Below are 12,937 nucleotides of genomic sequence, written 5' to 3' on the forward strand. Positions count from 1 at the left end.
CGCGAAAGCGTTGCAGAGCGCCCGTCGTTCCGGGCAGAACAGGCTGGGCTTTGCCCGGCCTGTTTTCTTTTGCGCGACCGTTGCATTGTACAAAAAACGGCCCATATTAAACGGTAAGGTTCCCTTGTCAGGAGGTAATGATGGCCAGCGGCTGGGCGGCGGACGGCGCCGTACAAGATCAGATTGATTCCACCGTCGACGATGCGGTGCAGCGCGCGCGTGAAGCGCTCGGGCACGGCGAGAGCGAACGCTATTGCCAGGAATGCGGAGAGGCGATCCCCGAGGCGCGACGCAAGGCGTTAACGGGCGTGCGTTTTTGCCTCGCCTGCCAGACCGAACAAGACAAAAAACACGCGGCCGCCAGCCTGTACAATCGGCGCGGCAGCAAAGACAGCCAGTTGCGCTAGCATTATCTGCTCCCCCTTTTGCACCCTCGCGGCCCCGCTTGCACCGTCAGTGCATCATGAAAGTTAGAGTTAGTTATCAATATTGAAGCAAAAACGTTAAAGAACGGTTGTTTCACAGCCAAAATTTGGTTAATGATAGCCCCGTGCACCAAGATAATTCTTACGCACCATTTTGGTGCCTCACCTTGGTGCACAACCATAACAATTCGCCTTTCCGGCACAACATCACGCACTAACTCTTTGTTTTTATAGTAGTTGAAAACATGGCACGATTTTTTCATGGCACCAACTGCAATATAAAAAATGGGTAATCCGCAACCTGTACAGGAATTCCTCTCATGAAGTCGATTTTTAAAGTCTCCCTGGCCGCACTCTCTCTGGCCTTTGCCGTAAGTTCCCACGCAGCAGACAAACTGGTGGTCGCCACCGACACCGCTTTCGTTCCTTTTGAGTTCAAACAAGGCGACAAATACGTCGGCTTCGACATCGACCTGTGGGCCGCCGTCGCCAAAGAGCTGAAGCTGGACTACACCCTGAAACCGATGGACTTCGGCGGCATCATTCCGGCGCTGCAGACCAAAAACGTCGACCTGGCGCTGGCCGGCATCACCATCACCGATGAGCGCAAAAAAGCCATCGACTTCTCCGACGGCTACTACAAGAGCGGCCTGCTGGTGATGGTCAACGCCGACAACAACAGCGTGAAAAGCATCGACGATCTGAACGGCAAAGTGGTGGCGGTGAAGAGCGGCACCGGCTCGGTGGATTACGCCAAGCAGCACATCAAAACCAAGGATCTGCGCCAGTTCCCTAACATCGACAACGCCTACATGGAACTGGGCACCAAGCGCGCCGATGCGGTGCTGCACGACACGCCAAACATCCTATACTTCATTAAGACGGCCGGCGCCGGCAAGTTCAAAACCGTAGGCGATTCGCTGGAAGCACAGCAGTATGGCATCGCCTTCCCTAAAGGCAGCGACGAGCTGCGCGAGAAGGTGAACGGTGCGCTGAAAACCCTGCGCGCGAACGGCACCTATAACGAGATCTACAAGAAGTGGTTCGGCACCGAACCTAAGTAAGCTGTGAATTTGGCAAGCTATTAACTTAAGCACAGGGGGTCGCTTAACCCCCTGCGCTTCGTTGTATCTGATACCCACGTTTGGGATCACCGGGAGAAATATCATGCAGTTCGACTGGAGCGCCATCTGGCCCGCCATTCCTATCTTGTTAGAGGGCGCCAAAATGACCCTGTGGATTTCGGTCCTCGGTCTGATTGGCGGCCTGATCATCGGCCTCGTCGCCGGCTTTGCCCGCACCTACGGCGGTTGGATCGCCAACCACATCGCGTTGGTGTTTATCGAAGTAATTCGCGGCACGCCGATCGTGGTACAGGTGATGTTCATCTACTTCGCCCTGCCGATGGCATTTAGCGACTTGCGCATCGATCCGTTCACCGCGGCGGTGGTGACCATCATGATCAACTCCGGCGCCTACATCGCGGAAATCACCCGCGGCGCGGTGCTGTCGATTCATAACGGTTTCCGCGAGGCCGGCCTGGCTCTCGGCCTGTCGCGCCGCGAAACCATCCGCTACGTCATTATGCCGCTGGCGCTGCGCCGCATGCTGCCGCCGCTGGGCAACCAGTGGATCATCAGCATCAAAGACACCTCGCTGTTCATCGTGATCGGCGTGGCGGAGCTGACCCGTCAGGGTCAGGAAATTATTGCCGGTAACTTCCGCGCGCTGGAAATCTGGAGCGCCGTGGCGGTTATCTATCTGATTATTACCCTGGTGCTGAGCTTCGTGCTGCGTCGTCTGGAAAGAAGGATGAAAATCCTGTGATTGAATTTAAAAACGTCTCCAAGCATTTTGGCCAAACCCAGGTGCTGCACAACATCGATTTGAAGATCGACAAAGGCGAAGTGGTGGTGATCATCGGGCCGTCGGGCTCCGGTAAATCTACCCTGCTACGCTGCATCAACAAGCTGGAGGAAGTCACCAGCGGCGATCTGATCGTCGACGGCCTGAAAGCCAACGATCCGAAAGTGGACGATCGGTTGATCCGCCAGGAAGCCGGCATGGTGTTCCAGCAGTTCTACCTGTTCCCGCACCTGACGGCGCTGGAAAACGTCGCCTTCGGCCCGATCCGCGTGCGCGGCGCGAAGAAGTCCGATGCGGAAAAGCTGGCGCGCGAGCTGCTGGCCAAGGTCGGTCTGGCGGAGCGTGCCCACCACTACCCGTCCGAACTGTCGGGCGGCCAGCAGCAACGCGTGGCGATTGCGCGCGCGCTGGCGGTGAAGCCGAAAATGATGCTGTTCGACGAACCGACCTCCGCGCTCGATCCGGAGCTGCGCCACGAAGTGCTGAAGGTGATGCAGGATCTGGCCGAGGAAGGCATGACGATGGTCATCGTCACCCACGAAGTCGGCTTTGCCGAAAAAGTGGCGTCGCGCCTGATCTTTATCGATAAGGGCCGGATTGCCGAAGACGGCAACCCGCACGATCTGATCAACCATCCGCCAAGCCCGCGTCTGCAGGAGTTCCTGCAGCACGTGTCCTGATCCCGGCGGTTTAACGGCGGGCGCGCCACGCGCCCGCCGCTTTCATTCCGCACGCTCTCCCACGCCCCAGCGCGCCATCTTTCCTACTATATTGATTGTTTTTCATCGTATTGCTTTTACATCCGCCGATCACAGAACGCCAAAGAGAGGAACAATGCCGCCAAACGCAGACTCCCGACGAGGTTCTCATCTGCGAGAACACCTGCTTTTCCTGCTGCTGTTGCTGACCCTGAACGTCTTCGCACCACCGGCCCTGGCGCAAAACGCGCCGCCCGCGCCCGCCGACAAGAGCGAGCAGCAGAAAGCCGCCTACGCCGCGCTGGCCGATCTGCTGCAGGACGACAAAGCGCGCGCGGAACTCATCAACCACCTGAAACAGGCCGCCGGCGACGCCCCCGCCACCGCCCCGGCAACGCCGGTGGAATCAACGCCGGCGACGCTGAGCGACAGCCTGAACTCGCTGGCGCAGGAAGGCATCGGCACCTTTAACCAGAAGCTCGGCGCGCTGCAAAAGCTGATCGATTCCGGCCCGAAGCGCGTTTTCAATCCCGCCGGCTTTTTCCGCGCGCTGGGCTACTTTCTGCTGACGGTGGCGGTCACCTTTGCGCTGTTCCACCTGATCCGGCGACTGATCGCGCCGCTGTACAAGCGCATGGGCAGTTGGGGGCACAACGCCCGGCTGCAGCGTGGCCCGTGGTATAAACGCCCCGCCGCCATTCTCGGCGCTTTCGCCGTCGATCTGCTGGTGCTGCTGCTGGCGCTGGCGGCGGGCAACCTGTTCGCCCGCCACGTCCACGCCGACAGCGCCACCATTCTGCGGTTGCAGACCCTGTTTCTCAGCGCCTTCGCGGTGATTGAGTTCTTCAAGGCGGTGCTGCGGCTGATTTTCGCCCCCAACTTCGACTACCTGCGCCCCTTCCCCTTCAGCGACCCGAGCGCGCGCTACTGGAACACGCGCCTCGCCTGGCTCAGCGGGCTGATCGGCTACGGCCTGATGGTGGTGGTGCCGGTGGTGGCGGTGCAGATCAGCTACCCGGCCGCCGCCGCCGTCAACCTGGTGGTCATGCTGGCGCTGACGCTGTATGCCATCTGGCTGATCCTGCACAACCGCAAGCCGATACAGCAACAGATCAACCTGCTGGCCGAACGGTCGATGGCGTTTTTCAGCGTGATCCTGCGCGGCCTGGGGCATATCTGGCACCTGCTGGCGATCGCCTATTTTCTGGTGTTGTTCGTGCTGTCCCAGTTCGACATCGGCAACAGCCTGCGCTTTATGATGAGCGCCACGGTGAAAAGCCTGCTGGTAGTCGGCGTCGGCGCTCTGCTGTCCGGCATGCTGACCCGCTGGATTTTCCGCCGCATTTCGCTGCCGACCGACGTCAATCTGCGCTATCCGATGCTTGAGCGGCGCATCAACTCCTATATTCCTAACGGGTTGAAGATACTGCGGGTGATGGTGGTGCTGGCGGTGACGCTGTTCCTGCTTGACGCCTGGCACCTGATTAATCTGTACCAGTGGGCAGGCAGCGAAAATGGCCAGCGGACGCTCGGCGGGCTGGTGCATATCCTGCTGATCCTGCTGATCGCCGTCTTCAGCTGGACGCTGATGGCCAGCATCATCGAGCACCGCCTGGCGTTGGAGCTCAGCAACGGCGTGCGGCCGAGCGCGCGCGAACGCACGCTGCTGACGCTGTTTCGCAACGTGCTGGCTATCGTTATCAGCACCATTACCGTGATGATCGTGCTGTCGCAGGTCGGGCTGAACATCGCGCCGCTGCTGGCGGGCGCCGGCGCGCTGGGGCTGGCTATCAGCTTCGGCGCCCAGACGCTGGTGAAAGACGTGATTACCGGCGTATTCATCCAGTTCGAAAACGGCATGAACACCGGCGAATACGTCACCGTCAGCGGCATCACCGGCACCGTGGAGCGCATGACCATTCGCTCGATTGGCCTGCGCGACGACTACGGCGTCTACCACATCGTGCCGTACTCCTCGATCACTACGCTGGCCAACTATGCGCGTGAGTTCGGGGTGTATCGCGCCAACTACACCGTCAGCCGCGACGAGGATATCGATCGGGTCAATGAGGTGCTGCATCAGGCCGTCGCGGCGCTGAAGCAGGATGAGCAGGTGAAGCATTTCCTGATTGGCGAGCCGGTCTTCAACGGCGTGGTGGCGCTGGGCGACCGCTCGTTCACCACCCGCGTGACGGTGCGCACGCAGGCGCTGAAACAGTGGGTGGTGCAATACGCCCTCGATCGGCTGGTGAAAATCCATTTCGATCGGGCCGGCATCGGCATGCCTCAGCAGGCGATGCAGATCTCCCGCGCGCCGCAGCCGCACGAAGAACAGGCACCGCCCGCGGCTCCCGGCAGTTAGCGCCCGCGCCCGCAGGGCTGAGCGGCTAGGAAGGCCGCCACGTCCTGTCGGTAGGCGTCGTATTGCACCGAGCGCGGCGCAAACAGGCCCACCACGTTGATCAGCCACGGATGGCGGGCGAACAGCGGTTTGATCATCACGTGGTCGGCTTCGTCGATGCGCGTTACCGTCAGCAGCGAGGCCGGGATCGTTTGCCGATACACGCGCTCGGTTTCGTCCGCGTCCACGTTGACGTCGCGCCCGCCCAGGATCAGGTGCACCGGCGTGTTGAAATTCCGCAATCCCGCCGTCGCGTCGCTGGCCATGTTGGCGCGGATAAAGCGCCAGCGGTCGGCGCTCAATGCGGCGGAGCCATACTCGCGGCGGTACTGCGCGTAGCCGTCCGGTTGCTCGAGCAGCGTCTGGATATGGCGCCAGTGCGCTTCGCGCGCCTGGATTTTCGCTTCATCTTCCCCCGCCGCCGCCATCGCCGCGCGGGTGTTGTAACGCCCCTGCCGCAGCCAGTTGATCGCCGGCGCCAGCGCCAGCGTGAAGGCGATACCGGGGCGTAAACGCGCCACCTCCGGCATCACCCACCCCGCCTGGCTGGTGCCCCATAGCCCCACGCAGCGCGCATCGAAGCGCCCGTCTCGCCGGGCCCAGTCGATGATATCGGCGGTTTCCCGCGCACGATCCGCCATGGTCTGATGCAGCCAGTTGCCGCCCGAGCCGCCAACGCCCGGCTTATCGAAGGATAAAACCGCGTAGCCCTGCTGCGCCATCGCCTCCCAAATGCCGTAATAGCCTTCGTCGCGGCTGGCGTTAGCCGGCCCATCGCCGTGCACGAACACCACAACGCCGGGCTTGACCGGCGCATGCTGCGGCAACACCAGCGTGCCGGTCAGCCGGTTGCCGCCGGCGATCACCGTGATCGGTTCGGTGACGAAGCGAAAGTCGTTGACGAAAATGACCCAGCCGAACGCCAGCAGGAACAGCACCACGCTGCACAGTCCTATTTTGCGCACGTCGCCTCCCCGCAGCGTCTCTCCATCAACACCCAGTCGGCCTGACCGAACAACCATCCCAACGCAGCGTAATGCTCTTCTCGCCGCACCTGAAAACCACAGTGCCGATACAGGCGCAGCGCATCCACGTTGCGCCGGCTGACGTGCAGGCTCAGGCGCCGCCCCGAACCCTGCCCGGCAGCGTAGTCGTTCATCCACTGCAGCAGCCGCTTGCCCACCCCTTTGCCGCGCTGATTCTCGGCCACCGCCAGGTAAGAGAGATACAGTTCATCGGCCGCCGGGGTGTGCCGCAACACCGCCATTTGCAGATACATGCGCCAAACGTTCAGCCAACCATAGCGGCGGCACAGCCGCCAAATCGGCAAAGTGCGCGGACGCCACCCGGCGTTGTTCTCGCCAGCGGCCGCATTGAGGGCAAAGGCCGCCACCACCTGTTCATCCTGCTTCACCACGAAGCTGTGCTCCCGGCTGCCGCCTTGCTTCCAACGCCACAGTCGATAGAACAGACGCCACTGAAGGCGGGGGCTCAGACGGCGCGCGCGCTGAAACTTGTCGCAGAACGCGGCGTAGATCAGCGCCGCCGTTTGCAGGCGGTCAGCATCGTGGTACGGCTCAATGTGCAGCATATCCACCTCGACTAGGGATGCCGGTAGAGCAGCTGTTCCAACAGCCGCACCGGCGTGGTCTCCTCCGGCGCGGACGACGCAAAGATCGCCTGCCGCCAGGCCTGACTTTCGATCACGTCCAGCACCAGCTGCGCAAGCGGTAACGGCGCTATCGCCGGTGCAATCTCACCGGTTTGCTGAGCTTCGGCGATAACCGTCGCCAGCGCCTCAATCAGCTGCCGCTGGTTGGCGCCGAACGGCTCGGCCAACGCCGGGTTGCGCGCCACCTCCGCCACGATCTCCGCCGACAGCTGCACATTGGCCGGCTCAGCGACAAAAGCGTGATAGGCGGTAAAAAAGGCCGACAGCGCCTGCTTCGGCCGCTTTCTCTCGGCCCGCAATCCGGCGGCAAACTCGGTGAATACGCCGTTTTCCAGCAGCGCAATCTCGCCGATCAACGCCTCCTTGCCGGTAAAGTGGTTATAGAGGTTGCCGACGCTGACGCCCGCCGCCTGCGCGATATCCCGCATGCTGGTCTGGTGAAATCCCTTATGGGTAAAGCTGTGCAGCGCGGCCTTGACAATCTTTTCTCGATTTCCCATCGACAACTCCCGAAACGGTGAAGGGGGGCGCCTGGCGCCATCGAATAAACATTAACGAACGAACGTTCGTTCACATTTAAGGATAGCATAGGCCGATAAAATTGAACCACGGCTCAACGGCGTGTGAATCGGCGGGAAGATAAAAACGCCGCCCCTGTTTTCGGCGGGCGGCGTGGTGAAAACTCAGTGCAGCGCGTCGCCCTGCTTCACCGACGTAAACGCCTGCATCAGTTTCACGACGTCGTGCATGCCGATGTTGACCTGGTTGATCACTTCCCCGGCATCGTGGGTCAGCGCCACGCCGCCGCCGGCCTGCTCTACGCAGGTTGCCATGCCGGCAATCGCCGCCGCCACGCCTTGCTGGATAGACTTGGTCATGCGCTCAATCTCGGTCGCCGCCTTACGCGACTGTTCCGCCAGCGTGCGCACTTCGTTGGCGACCACCGCAAAACCGCGCCCGTGCTCACCGGCATGGGCGGCTTCGATCGAGGCGTTAATCGCCAGCAGGTTGGTTTGGGAGGCGATTTTACGAATGGCTTCGACGATGGTGCCGATCTGCTGAGAACACTTACCCAGCTCGGTGACCACGTCCGAGGTTTCGCGCGCCGCCGCTTCGACCTGCTGCATGCCTTTCACCGCCTGCTGCACGATGATCGCGCCCTGCGCCGCCTGCCGATCGGTATCGAGCGACAGATGATGCGCGTTACGCACCATCTCTTCTTCGTGCTGCTGCTGTTGCATCAGCCGGGTGATGTCCTGGGCAATCTTCACCACTTTCACCACCTGGCCTTCGTTGTCGAGGATCGGGTTGTAACTGGCCTCCAGCCATACCCGTTCGCCGCGCCGGTTGAGACGCTCAAAACGCCCGGTGATGAACTCGCCGCGCGCCAGGCGCTGCCAATGCCGCCGATAATCGTCGGAAGCGGCGAACGCCGGCGGGCACAGCACCGCATGCGACTGCCCGCACGCCTCTTCCAGCCGATAGCCCATCAGCGCCAGCATATTGTCGTTGGCGCTGACAATGGTGCCCTGCGGCGTGAAAGCGATCATCGCCATCGATCGATTCAGCGCCGCCAGCAGGCTGCGGTGTTCCTGCGCCTGAGTCACTCGCTCGGTCACCTCGCTGGCGATCTTGACGATTTCCACCACCTTACCCTGTTTATTCAGCACCGGCGCGTAGGTGCCCTGCAGCCATACCGCCTCGCCGTTTTTCGCGATGCGCTTTATGGTGTCCGTGATGGGTTGCCCCTTATTCAGCGTCTCCCAATGCTTGCGATATAACGGGCTGGCGACATAGTTCGGATCGCAGAAAATACGGTGATGCCGGCCAATCACATCATCGCGTTGAAATCCCAGCGTGCTGAGGAAAAGATCGTTGGCGCGCAATACCGTGCCGTCGGGCGAGAAGACGATCATCGGAACGGCGTGTTCTATCGCGCTCAGCTCGGCGCCTTTGTGGGTAGTTAACTGACTGAATCGTAACAGCATAAGGTGTAGTCCTTGTGGCAGATGATGGCGCTTTTCTTATTTTTGCCTGGCCACATGCCGCGCCCACACGCAGACGTGCCATCGCGGAAGGAACGGGCAGCGCCGTTCCTTCTGGTTATTGCTATTAACCGGATTAAATTTATTTATTCAGTAAAGTAATTATTAGAATTTAAATAAACCAACAGCCTAAGATTTTTATTACTAAACCCGTATTGAGAATAACGTAAGTGATGAAAATTGAAAGGTAAAATGCGGATTTTTGTCGGCGCCGGCAGGATAACCGGCGCCGGAAGGGTTAGCGCCAGCGTTCGGCTGCCCAGGCGGCCTGTTGCTCGGCGTCGTGGAAGGTCCAGGCGACGAAGCGGCTGATCTTCTGCCCTTGCGCCATCTCGATGGTGCGCACCTCGGCCGCGCCCGCCACGTTCAACGCATGGTAGATGGCCGGCAGCGTGGTGTTTTTCGAGATGAGTGAGGTAAACCACAGGCAGTGGTTGGCCTTGCCGACGCTCTCTTCCACCATCTTGCGCACGAAGGCCTCTTCGCCGCCTTCGCACCACAGCTCGTTGTTCTTGCCGCCGAAGTTTTGCACCGGCTTGGCGGCCACTTCCCCTTTGCCCAATTTGTGCAGCTTGCGGCGGGTGCTGGCGCGCGCTTCCTGCTCGGACGCATGGAACGGCGGGTTGCACAGGGTGGCGTCGAATTTCTCGGCCGCGCCGATGATGCCGCTAAAAATCAGCTCAGGCTGTTTTTGCAGCCGCAGACGCACACTGTTACGCAGCGTCGGGTTCATCTCGACGATCATCTTGGCCGAGTTGAGCGACACCGGATCGATTTCAGACCCTGTGAAACGCCAGCCGTATTCGCGCAGGCCGACGATCGGGTAGATGCAGTTGGCGCCGACGCCGACGTCGAGGATCGCCACACCCTTGCCGCGCGGGATCTCGCCGCCGTTGCTGGTCGCCAGCAGATCCGCCAGGTGGTGCAGATAATCGGCGCGGCCGGGGATCGGCGGGCACAGGTAGTCCGCCGGAATATCCCAGTGTTCAATGCCGTAAAAGTGTTGCAGCAACGCACGGTTGAGCATTTTCACCGCCGCCGGATCGGCGAAGTCCACCGAGACATCGCCCCAGGCGTTCGGCTTCACGAACGGCGCCAGCGCCGGGCAGCTGGCGATCAGCGCCGGGAAGTCGTAGCGCGAACGATGACGGTTGCGCGGATGCAGGCCGCTTTTCTGCTGCGGGAAGGTTTTCTTTTTTTCCACCGTGACGGGCTCTCTTGAAGGTATTTCCGACGCGTAAGATAACACATCCGGCCCGCAATGGCGCAGCGGCGGGAAACCCGGCACAATGAAAGCTTCATCGATTGCCACAGGGTCCCCCATGAGCCGTGAATCTCGTTATTATTATGAACCCGCCGCCGGCCACGGCCTGCCGCACGATCCGCTGAACGCCATCGTCGGCCCGCGCACCATCGGCTGGATCTCTTCCCGCAGCGCCGCCGGCTTGCGCAATCTGGCGCCCTACAGCTTTTTCAACTGCTTCAACTATCGCCCGCCCATCATCGGTTTCGCCAGCACCGGCTGGAAAGACAGCGTGGCGAATATCGTGGAAACCGGCGAGTTCGTTTGGAATCTGGCGACGCGCCCGCTGGCGGAAGCGATGAACAACAGCGCCATCAACCTGCCGCGCGGCGAGGATGAATTCGCCTTCGCCGGCGTCACGCCGCTGCCCGGGCGCAGGGTCAAAGCCGAGCGCGTGGCCGAAAGCCCGGTGAACTTCGAATGCCGCCTGACCCAGTGCATTCAGCTGCAAACCGCCGCCGGTGAACAGGTGGAAACCTGGCTGGTATTGGGCGAGGTGGTGGCGGTGCACCTCGATCCGGCGCTGCTGGACGAACACGGCGTCTACCAGACCGCCGCCGCCGAACCGATCCTGCGCGCCGGCGGCCCGACCGCCTACTATGGCATTTCCGAACAGCACCGTTTCGATCTGGCGCGCCCGACGCGCTGATCGTCTCCCCCCGTTTAGGCAGAAGATGAACGGGGGAGTAAACAATCAAAAAATCTGAACAAAACAATCAACACTCTCCGATTTCATCCCGCCTGTCACTGCGCAATAATCTTCCCATCGAAAGGCAACCCCCTTTCTCCCTAATTCACTTTGACAGGAATGACGAACATGAAAACCATCAAAACTTTTGCTGCTGCTATCGCCCTGGCTACCGTTTCTTTCACTACTTTCGCCGCTGAGCACGTCAGCGCCCAGGATGCCGCCCAATTCGAAAAAGCCGGCGTGATCGTCGCCAGCGGTGCGACCGACCTGAGCAGCCTGAAGTCGCAGCTGGCCGCCAAAGCCGATGCGGCAGGCGCCAAGGCCTTCACCATCACCTCCACCAGCGGTAACAACCTGATGCACGCCACCGCGGTTATCTACAAATAATCACCGCCCCAGACGTCAAAAAGCCCGCCGGCTATCACCCCGGCGGGCTTTTTTTATGTTCGCGTACGTCAGCGCTGAATGGGTACGACAGCGAGTTTATTACCATCCGCTTTATCAGCAACCACTGTAAATTCAGTCCAATATTTGCGCGGCGCCTCATTTGACGCATTGCCGACCGTCGCAATCTCAACCGAATAGCTATGCCCAATCTGGAACCCGTCGAAAGCCACCGCCAAGCATTCGCCTGGCATGACCGCTATCGGTTGCTGACCTGGCGCAACAGAAGTGGACCATTCCGCCTTCCCGCCGACCCCCGGTTGATAAATTCCGATGCCCACCAGCTCGCGTTTTCCGGCAATATCGTCCGGCACGCTAACGCATACGCGATTATTTTTAACGCTGACGTTTGCCGGATAGAACCAGGGACGCTCCTGCACACAGCCGCTCAGTAATACCAACGCCACTAAAAAAGTCAGTTTTTTCATTTCATTGCCTTAGGGTTACGCGGCTCTTGGATGAACAACCGTAACACGGTTTCATCGTTAGCGCCGAACAGGCAAGACAGCGAGTTTCTTACTGTCCGCTTCTTCAGCACCCCACGCGTAAACGAACCGGACAATGCTGCCGAAAACGGGTAGAAACCCCGTATTTAATGGGGTTTGCAGGGGGGATGAGCACACATTTTTTTACCACCCCATTGCTGGACTAACGGGAGAGGATGATTATCATGTTACGCAGACTACAGATGCAGAGAGCGTTGTATGCAACATATCATTGAAGGTTTCCTCAGTTTCCAGAAAGAGATTTTCCCGCAGCGTAAGGAACTCTTTCGCAGCCTGGCCTCCAGCCAAAATCCTAAAGCGCTGTTTATCTCCTGTTCTGACAGCCGCCTGGTGCCCGAGCTGGTGACGCAGCAAGAGCCTGGGCAACTGTTCGTTATCCGCAACGCCGGTAACATCGTCCCTTCCTTTGGCCCGGAGCCGGGTGGGGTTTCTGCGACTATCGAATACGCGGTGGTGGCGCTGGGCGTGACTGATATCGTGATTTGTGGCCACTCGAACTGTGGCGCCATGAAGGCTATCGCGTCCTGCCAATGCCTCGATCCCATGCCTGCCGTTGCCCACTGGCTGCACTACGCGGATGCGGCCAAAGCGGTGGTCGAGAAGAAAACCTGGAATAGCGAAACAGACAAAGTTAACGCTATGGTGGAAGAGAACGTTATCGCCCAGCTAAATAATATCAAAACCCACCCTTCTGTTGCGGTGGGTCTGCGCAACAGCGGGCTGCGCCTGCACGGCTGGGTGTACGACATCGAAAGCGGCGAAATTCGTACGCTGGATAGAAACACCAAGAGCTTCGTGTCCCTGGCCGATAATCCCGACGTCTATTTCGAATAAAATAACGCCCGGTTTTAACCATTAAATAAAATCCACGCTGCCGCGTGGATTT

At 60.0% G+C, this 12,937-nt stretch carries 14 protein-coding genes; 8 read left to right on the top strand and 6 right to left on the bottom strand.

The window, feature by feature from the left end; all coding sequences use genetic code 11:
* Nucleotides 1–140 precede the first annotated feature (140 nt).
* The 5 genes from WCL58_RS05320 (at nucleotide 141) to ybiO (ending at nucleotide 5,351) form a co-directional block, all read left to right on the top strand.
* A complete protein-coding gene (locus WCL58_RS05320; protein ID WP_038880495.1) occupies nucleotides 141–407 on the top strand; it encodes a DksA/TraR family C4-type zinc finger protein in 267 nt (88 codons plus the stop codon).
* A 338-nt stretch (nucleotides 408–745) separates the two neighbouring features.
* Nucleotides 746–1,489 carry a glutamine ABC transporter substrate-binding protein GlnH gene (gene glnH / locus WCL58_RS05325; protein WP_038880498.1) on the top strand — a complete coding sequence of 248 codons (744 nt, stop codon included), beginning with the start codon at nucleotides 746–748 and terminating at the stop codon, nucleotides 1,487–1,489.
* A gap of 103 nt (nucleotides 1,490–1,592) precedes the next feature.
* Nucleotides 1,593–2,252 (top strand): glutamine ABC transporter permease GlnP, encoded by a 660-nt coding sequence (gene glnP / locus WCL58_RS05330; protein ID WP_019454487.1) that lies wholly within the window; start codon nucleotides 1,593–1,595, stop codon nucleotides 2,250–2,252.
* On the top strand, nucleotides 2,249–2,971 hold the full coding sequence (glnQ, locus tag WCL58_RS05335; RefSeq protein ID WP_004939230.1) for a glutamine ABC transporter ATP-binding protein GlnQ: 723 nt from the start codon (nucleotides 2,249–2,251) through the stop codon (nucleotides 2,969–2,971). Before glnP ends, glnQ begins: the two co-directional genes overlap by 4 nt.
* Before the next feature lie 154 nt (nucleotides 2,972–3,125).
* The gene (ybiO, locus tag WCL58_RS05340; protein ID WP_197786289.1) at nucleotides 3,126–5,351 is read left to right on the top strand and encodes a mechanosensitive channel protein; all 2,226 of its coding nucleotides are present in this window, start codon (nucleotides 3,126–3,128) and stop codon (nucleotides 5,349–5,351) included.
* Here ybiO and WCL58_RS05345 read toward each other — a convergent pair.
* From WCL58_RS05345 to rlmF, 5 genes are all read right to left on the bottom strand, one after another.
* Entirely contained in the window at nucleotides 5,348–6,355 is a 1,008-nt protein-coding gene (locus tag WCL58_RS05345) for an alpha/beta hydrolase family protein (RefSeq protein WP_336850680.1), read from the bottom strand. The two genes, ybiO and WCL58_RS05345, sit on opposite strands and share 4 nt — an antisense overlap.
* On the bottom strand, nucleotides 6,343–6,981 hold the full coding sequence (locus tag WCL58_RS05350) for a GNAT family N-acetyltransferase (RefSeq protein ID WP_336850681.1): 639 nt from the start codon (nucleotides 6,979–6,981) through the stop codon (nucleotides 6,343–6,345). Before WCL58_RS05350 ends, WCL58_RS05345 begins: the two co-directional genes overlap by 13 nt.
* A gap of 11 nt (nucleotides 6,982–6,992) precedes the next feature.
* On the bottom strand, nucleotides 6,993–7,562 hold the full coding sequence (locus WCL58_RS05355; RefSeq protein ID WP_087762177.1) for a TetR/AcrR family transcriptional regulator: 570 nt from the start codon (nucleotides 7,560–7,562) through the stop codon (nucleotides 6,993–6,995).
* 183 nt (nucleotides 7,563–7,745) lie between these two features.
* The gene (locus tag WCL58_RS05360) at nucleotides 7,746–9,050 is read right to left on the bottom strand and encodes a methyl-accepting chemotaxis protein (protein WP_049272509.1); all 1,305 of its coding nucleotides are present in this window, start codon (nucleotides 9,048–9,050) and stop codon (nucleotides 7,746–7,748) included.
* Nucleotides 9,051–9,345: 295 nt separating this feature from the next.
* Nucleotides 9,346–10,311 (bottom strand): 23S rRNA (adenine(1618)-N(6))-methyltransferase RlmF, encoded by a 966-nt coding sequence (gene rlmF / locus WCL58_RS05365; RefSeq protein ID WP_180548279.1) that lies wholly within the window; start codon nucleotides 10,309–10,311, stop codon nucleotides 9,346–9,348.
* Nucleotides 10,312–10,429: 118 nt separating this feature from the next.
* Here rlmF and WCL58_RS05370 point away from each other — a divergent pair, with 118 nt between their 5' ends.
* Both WCL58_RS05370 and bhsA read left to right on the top strand, forming a co-directional pair.
* Entirely contained in the window at nucleotides 10,430–11,059 is a 630-nt protein-coding gene (locus tag WCL58_RS05370) for a flavin reductase family protein (protein WP_336850682.1), read from the top strand.
* 168 nt (nucleotides 11,060–11,227) lie between these two features.
* The gene (gene bhsA, locus WCL58_RS05375) at nucleotides 11,228–11,488 is read left to right on the top strand and encodes a multiple stress resistance protein BhsA (protein WP_015377148.1); all 261 of its coding nucleotides are present in this window, start codon (nucleotides 11,228–11,230) and stop codon (nucleotides 11,486–11,488) included.
* Nucleotides 11,489–11,556: 68 nt separating this feature from the next.
* Here the strand turns inward: bhsA and WCL58_RS05380 are convergent, their stop codons facing one another.
* Nucleotides 11,557–11,973, bottom strand: a complete 417-nt coding sequence (locus WCL58_RS05380) for a putative T6SS immunity periplasmic lipoprotein (protein ID WP_336850684.1) — start codon at nucleotides 11,971–11,973, stop codon at nucleotides 11,557–11,559.
* 276 nt (nucleotides 11,974–12,249) lie between these two features.
* On the opposite strand from WCL58_RS05380, the gene WCL58_RS05385 reads away from it, so the two are divergent.
* Complete coding sequence (locus WCL58_RS05385; RefSeq protein WP_004939270.1) at nucleotides 12,250–12,885, top strand: carbonic anhydrase; 636 nt, start codon at nucleotides 12,250–12,252, stop codon at nucleotides 12,883–12,885.
* Nucleotides 12,886–12,937 lie beyond the last annotated feature (52 nt).

Source organism: Serratia sp. TMDUHS_CL (genome assembly GCF_037137105.1).
Classification (GTDB): domain Bacteria; phylum Pseudomonadota; class Gammaproteobacteria; order Enterobacterales; family Enterobacteriaceae; genus Serratia; species Serratia nevei.

What these genes read in the sequence shown, in the direction of transcription:
- WCL58_RS05370 (WP_336850682.1), top strand. Translation starts at nt 10,430, where the DNA reads ATGAGCCGTGAATCTCGTTATTATTATGAACCCGCCGCCGGCCACGGC.
- glnH (WP_038880498.1), top strand. Translation starts at nt 746, where the DNA reads ATGAAGTCGATTTTTAAAGTCTCCCTGGCCGCACTCTCTCTGGCCTTT.
- bhsA (WP_015377148.1), top strand. Translation starts at nt 11,228, where the DNA reads ATGAAAACCATCAAAACTTTTGCTGCTGCTATCGCCCTGGCTACCGTT.
- WCL58_RS05360 (WP_049272509.1), bottom strand. Translation starts at nt 9,050, where the DNA reads ATGCTGTTACGATTCAGTCAGTTAACTACCCACAAAGGCGCCGAGCTG.
- ybiO (WP_197786289.1), top strand. Translation starts at nt 3,126, where the DNA reads ATGCCGCCAAACGCAGACTCCCGACGAGGTTCTCATCTGCGAGAACAC.
- WCL58_RS05350 (WP_336850681.1), bottom strand. Translation starts at nt 6,981, where the DNA reads ATGCTGCACATTGAGCCGTACCACGATGCTGACCGCCTGCAAACGGCG.
- glnP (WP_019454487.1), top strand. Translation starts at nt 1,593, where the DNA reads ATGCAGTTCGACTGGAGCGCCATCTGGCCCGCCATTCCTATCTTGTTA.
- WCL58_RS05355 (WP_087762177.1), bottom strand. Translation starts at nt 7,562, where the DNA reads ATGGGAAATCGAGAAAAGATTGTCAAGGCCGCGCTGCACAGCTTTACC.
- WCL58_RS05385 (WP_004939270.1), top strand. Translation starts at nt 12,250, where the DNA reads ATGCAACATATCATTGAAGGTTTCCTCAGTTTCCAGAAAGAGATTTTC.
- WCL58_RS05320 (WP_038880495.1), top strand. Translation starts at nt 141, where the DNA reads ATGGCCAGCGGCTGGGCGGCGGACGGCGCCGTACAAGATCAGATTGAT.
- WCL58_RS05380 (WP_336850684.1), bottom strand. Translation starts at nt 11,973, where the DNA reads ATGAAAAAACTGACTTTTTTAGTGGCGTTGGTATTACTGAGCGGCTGT.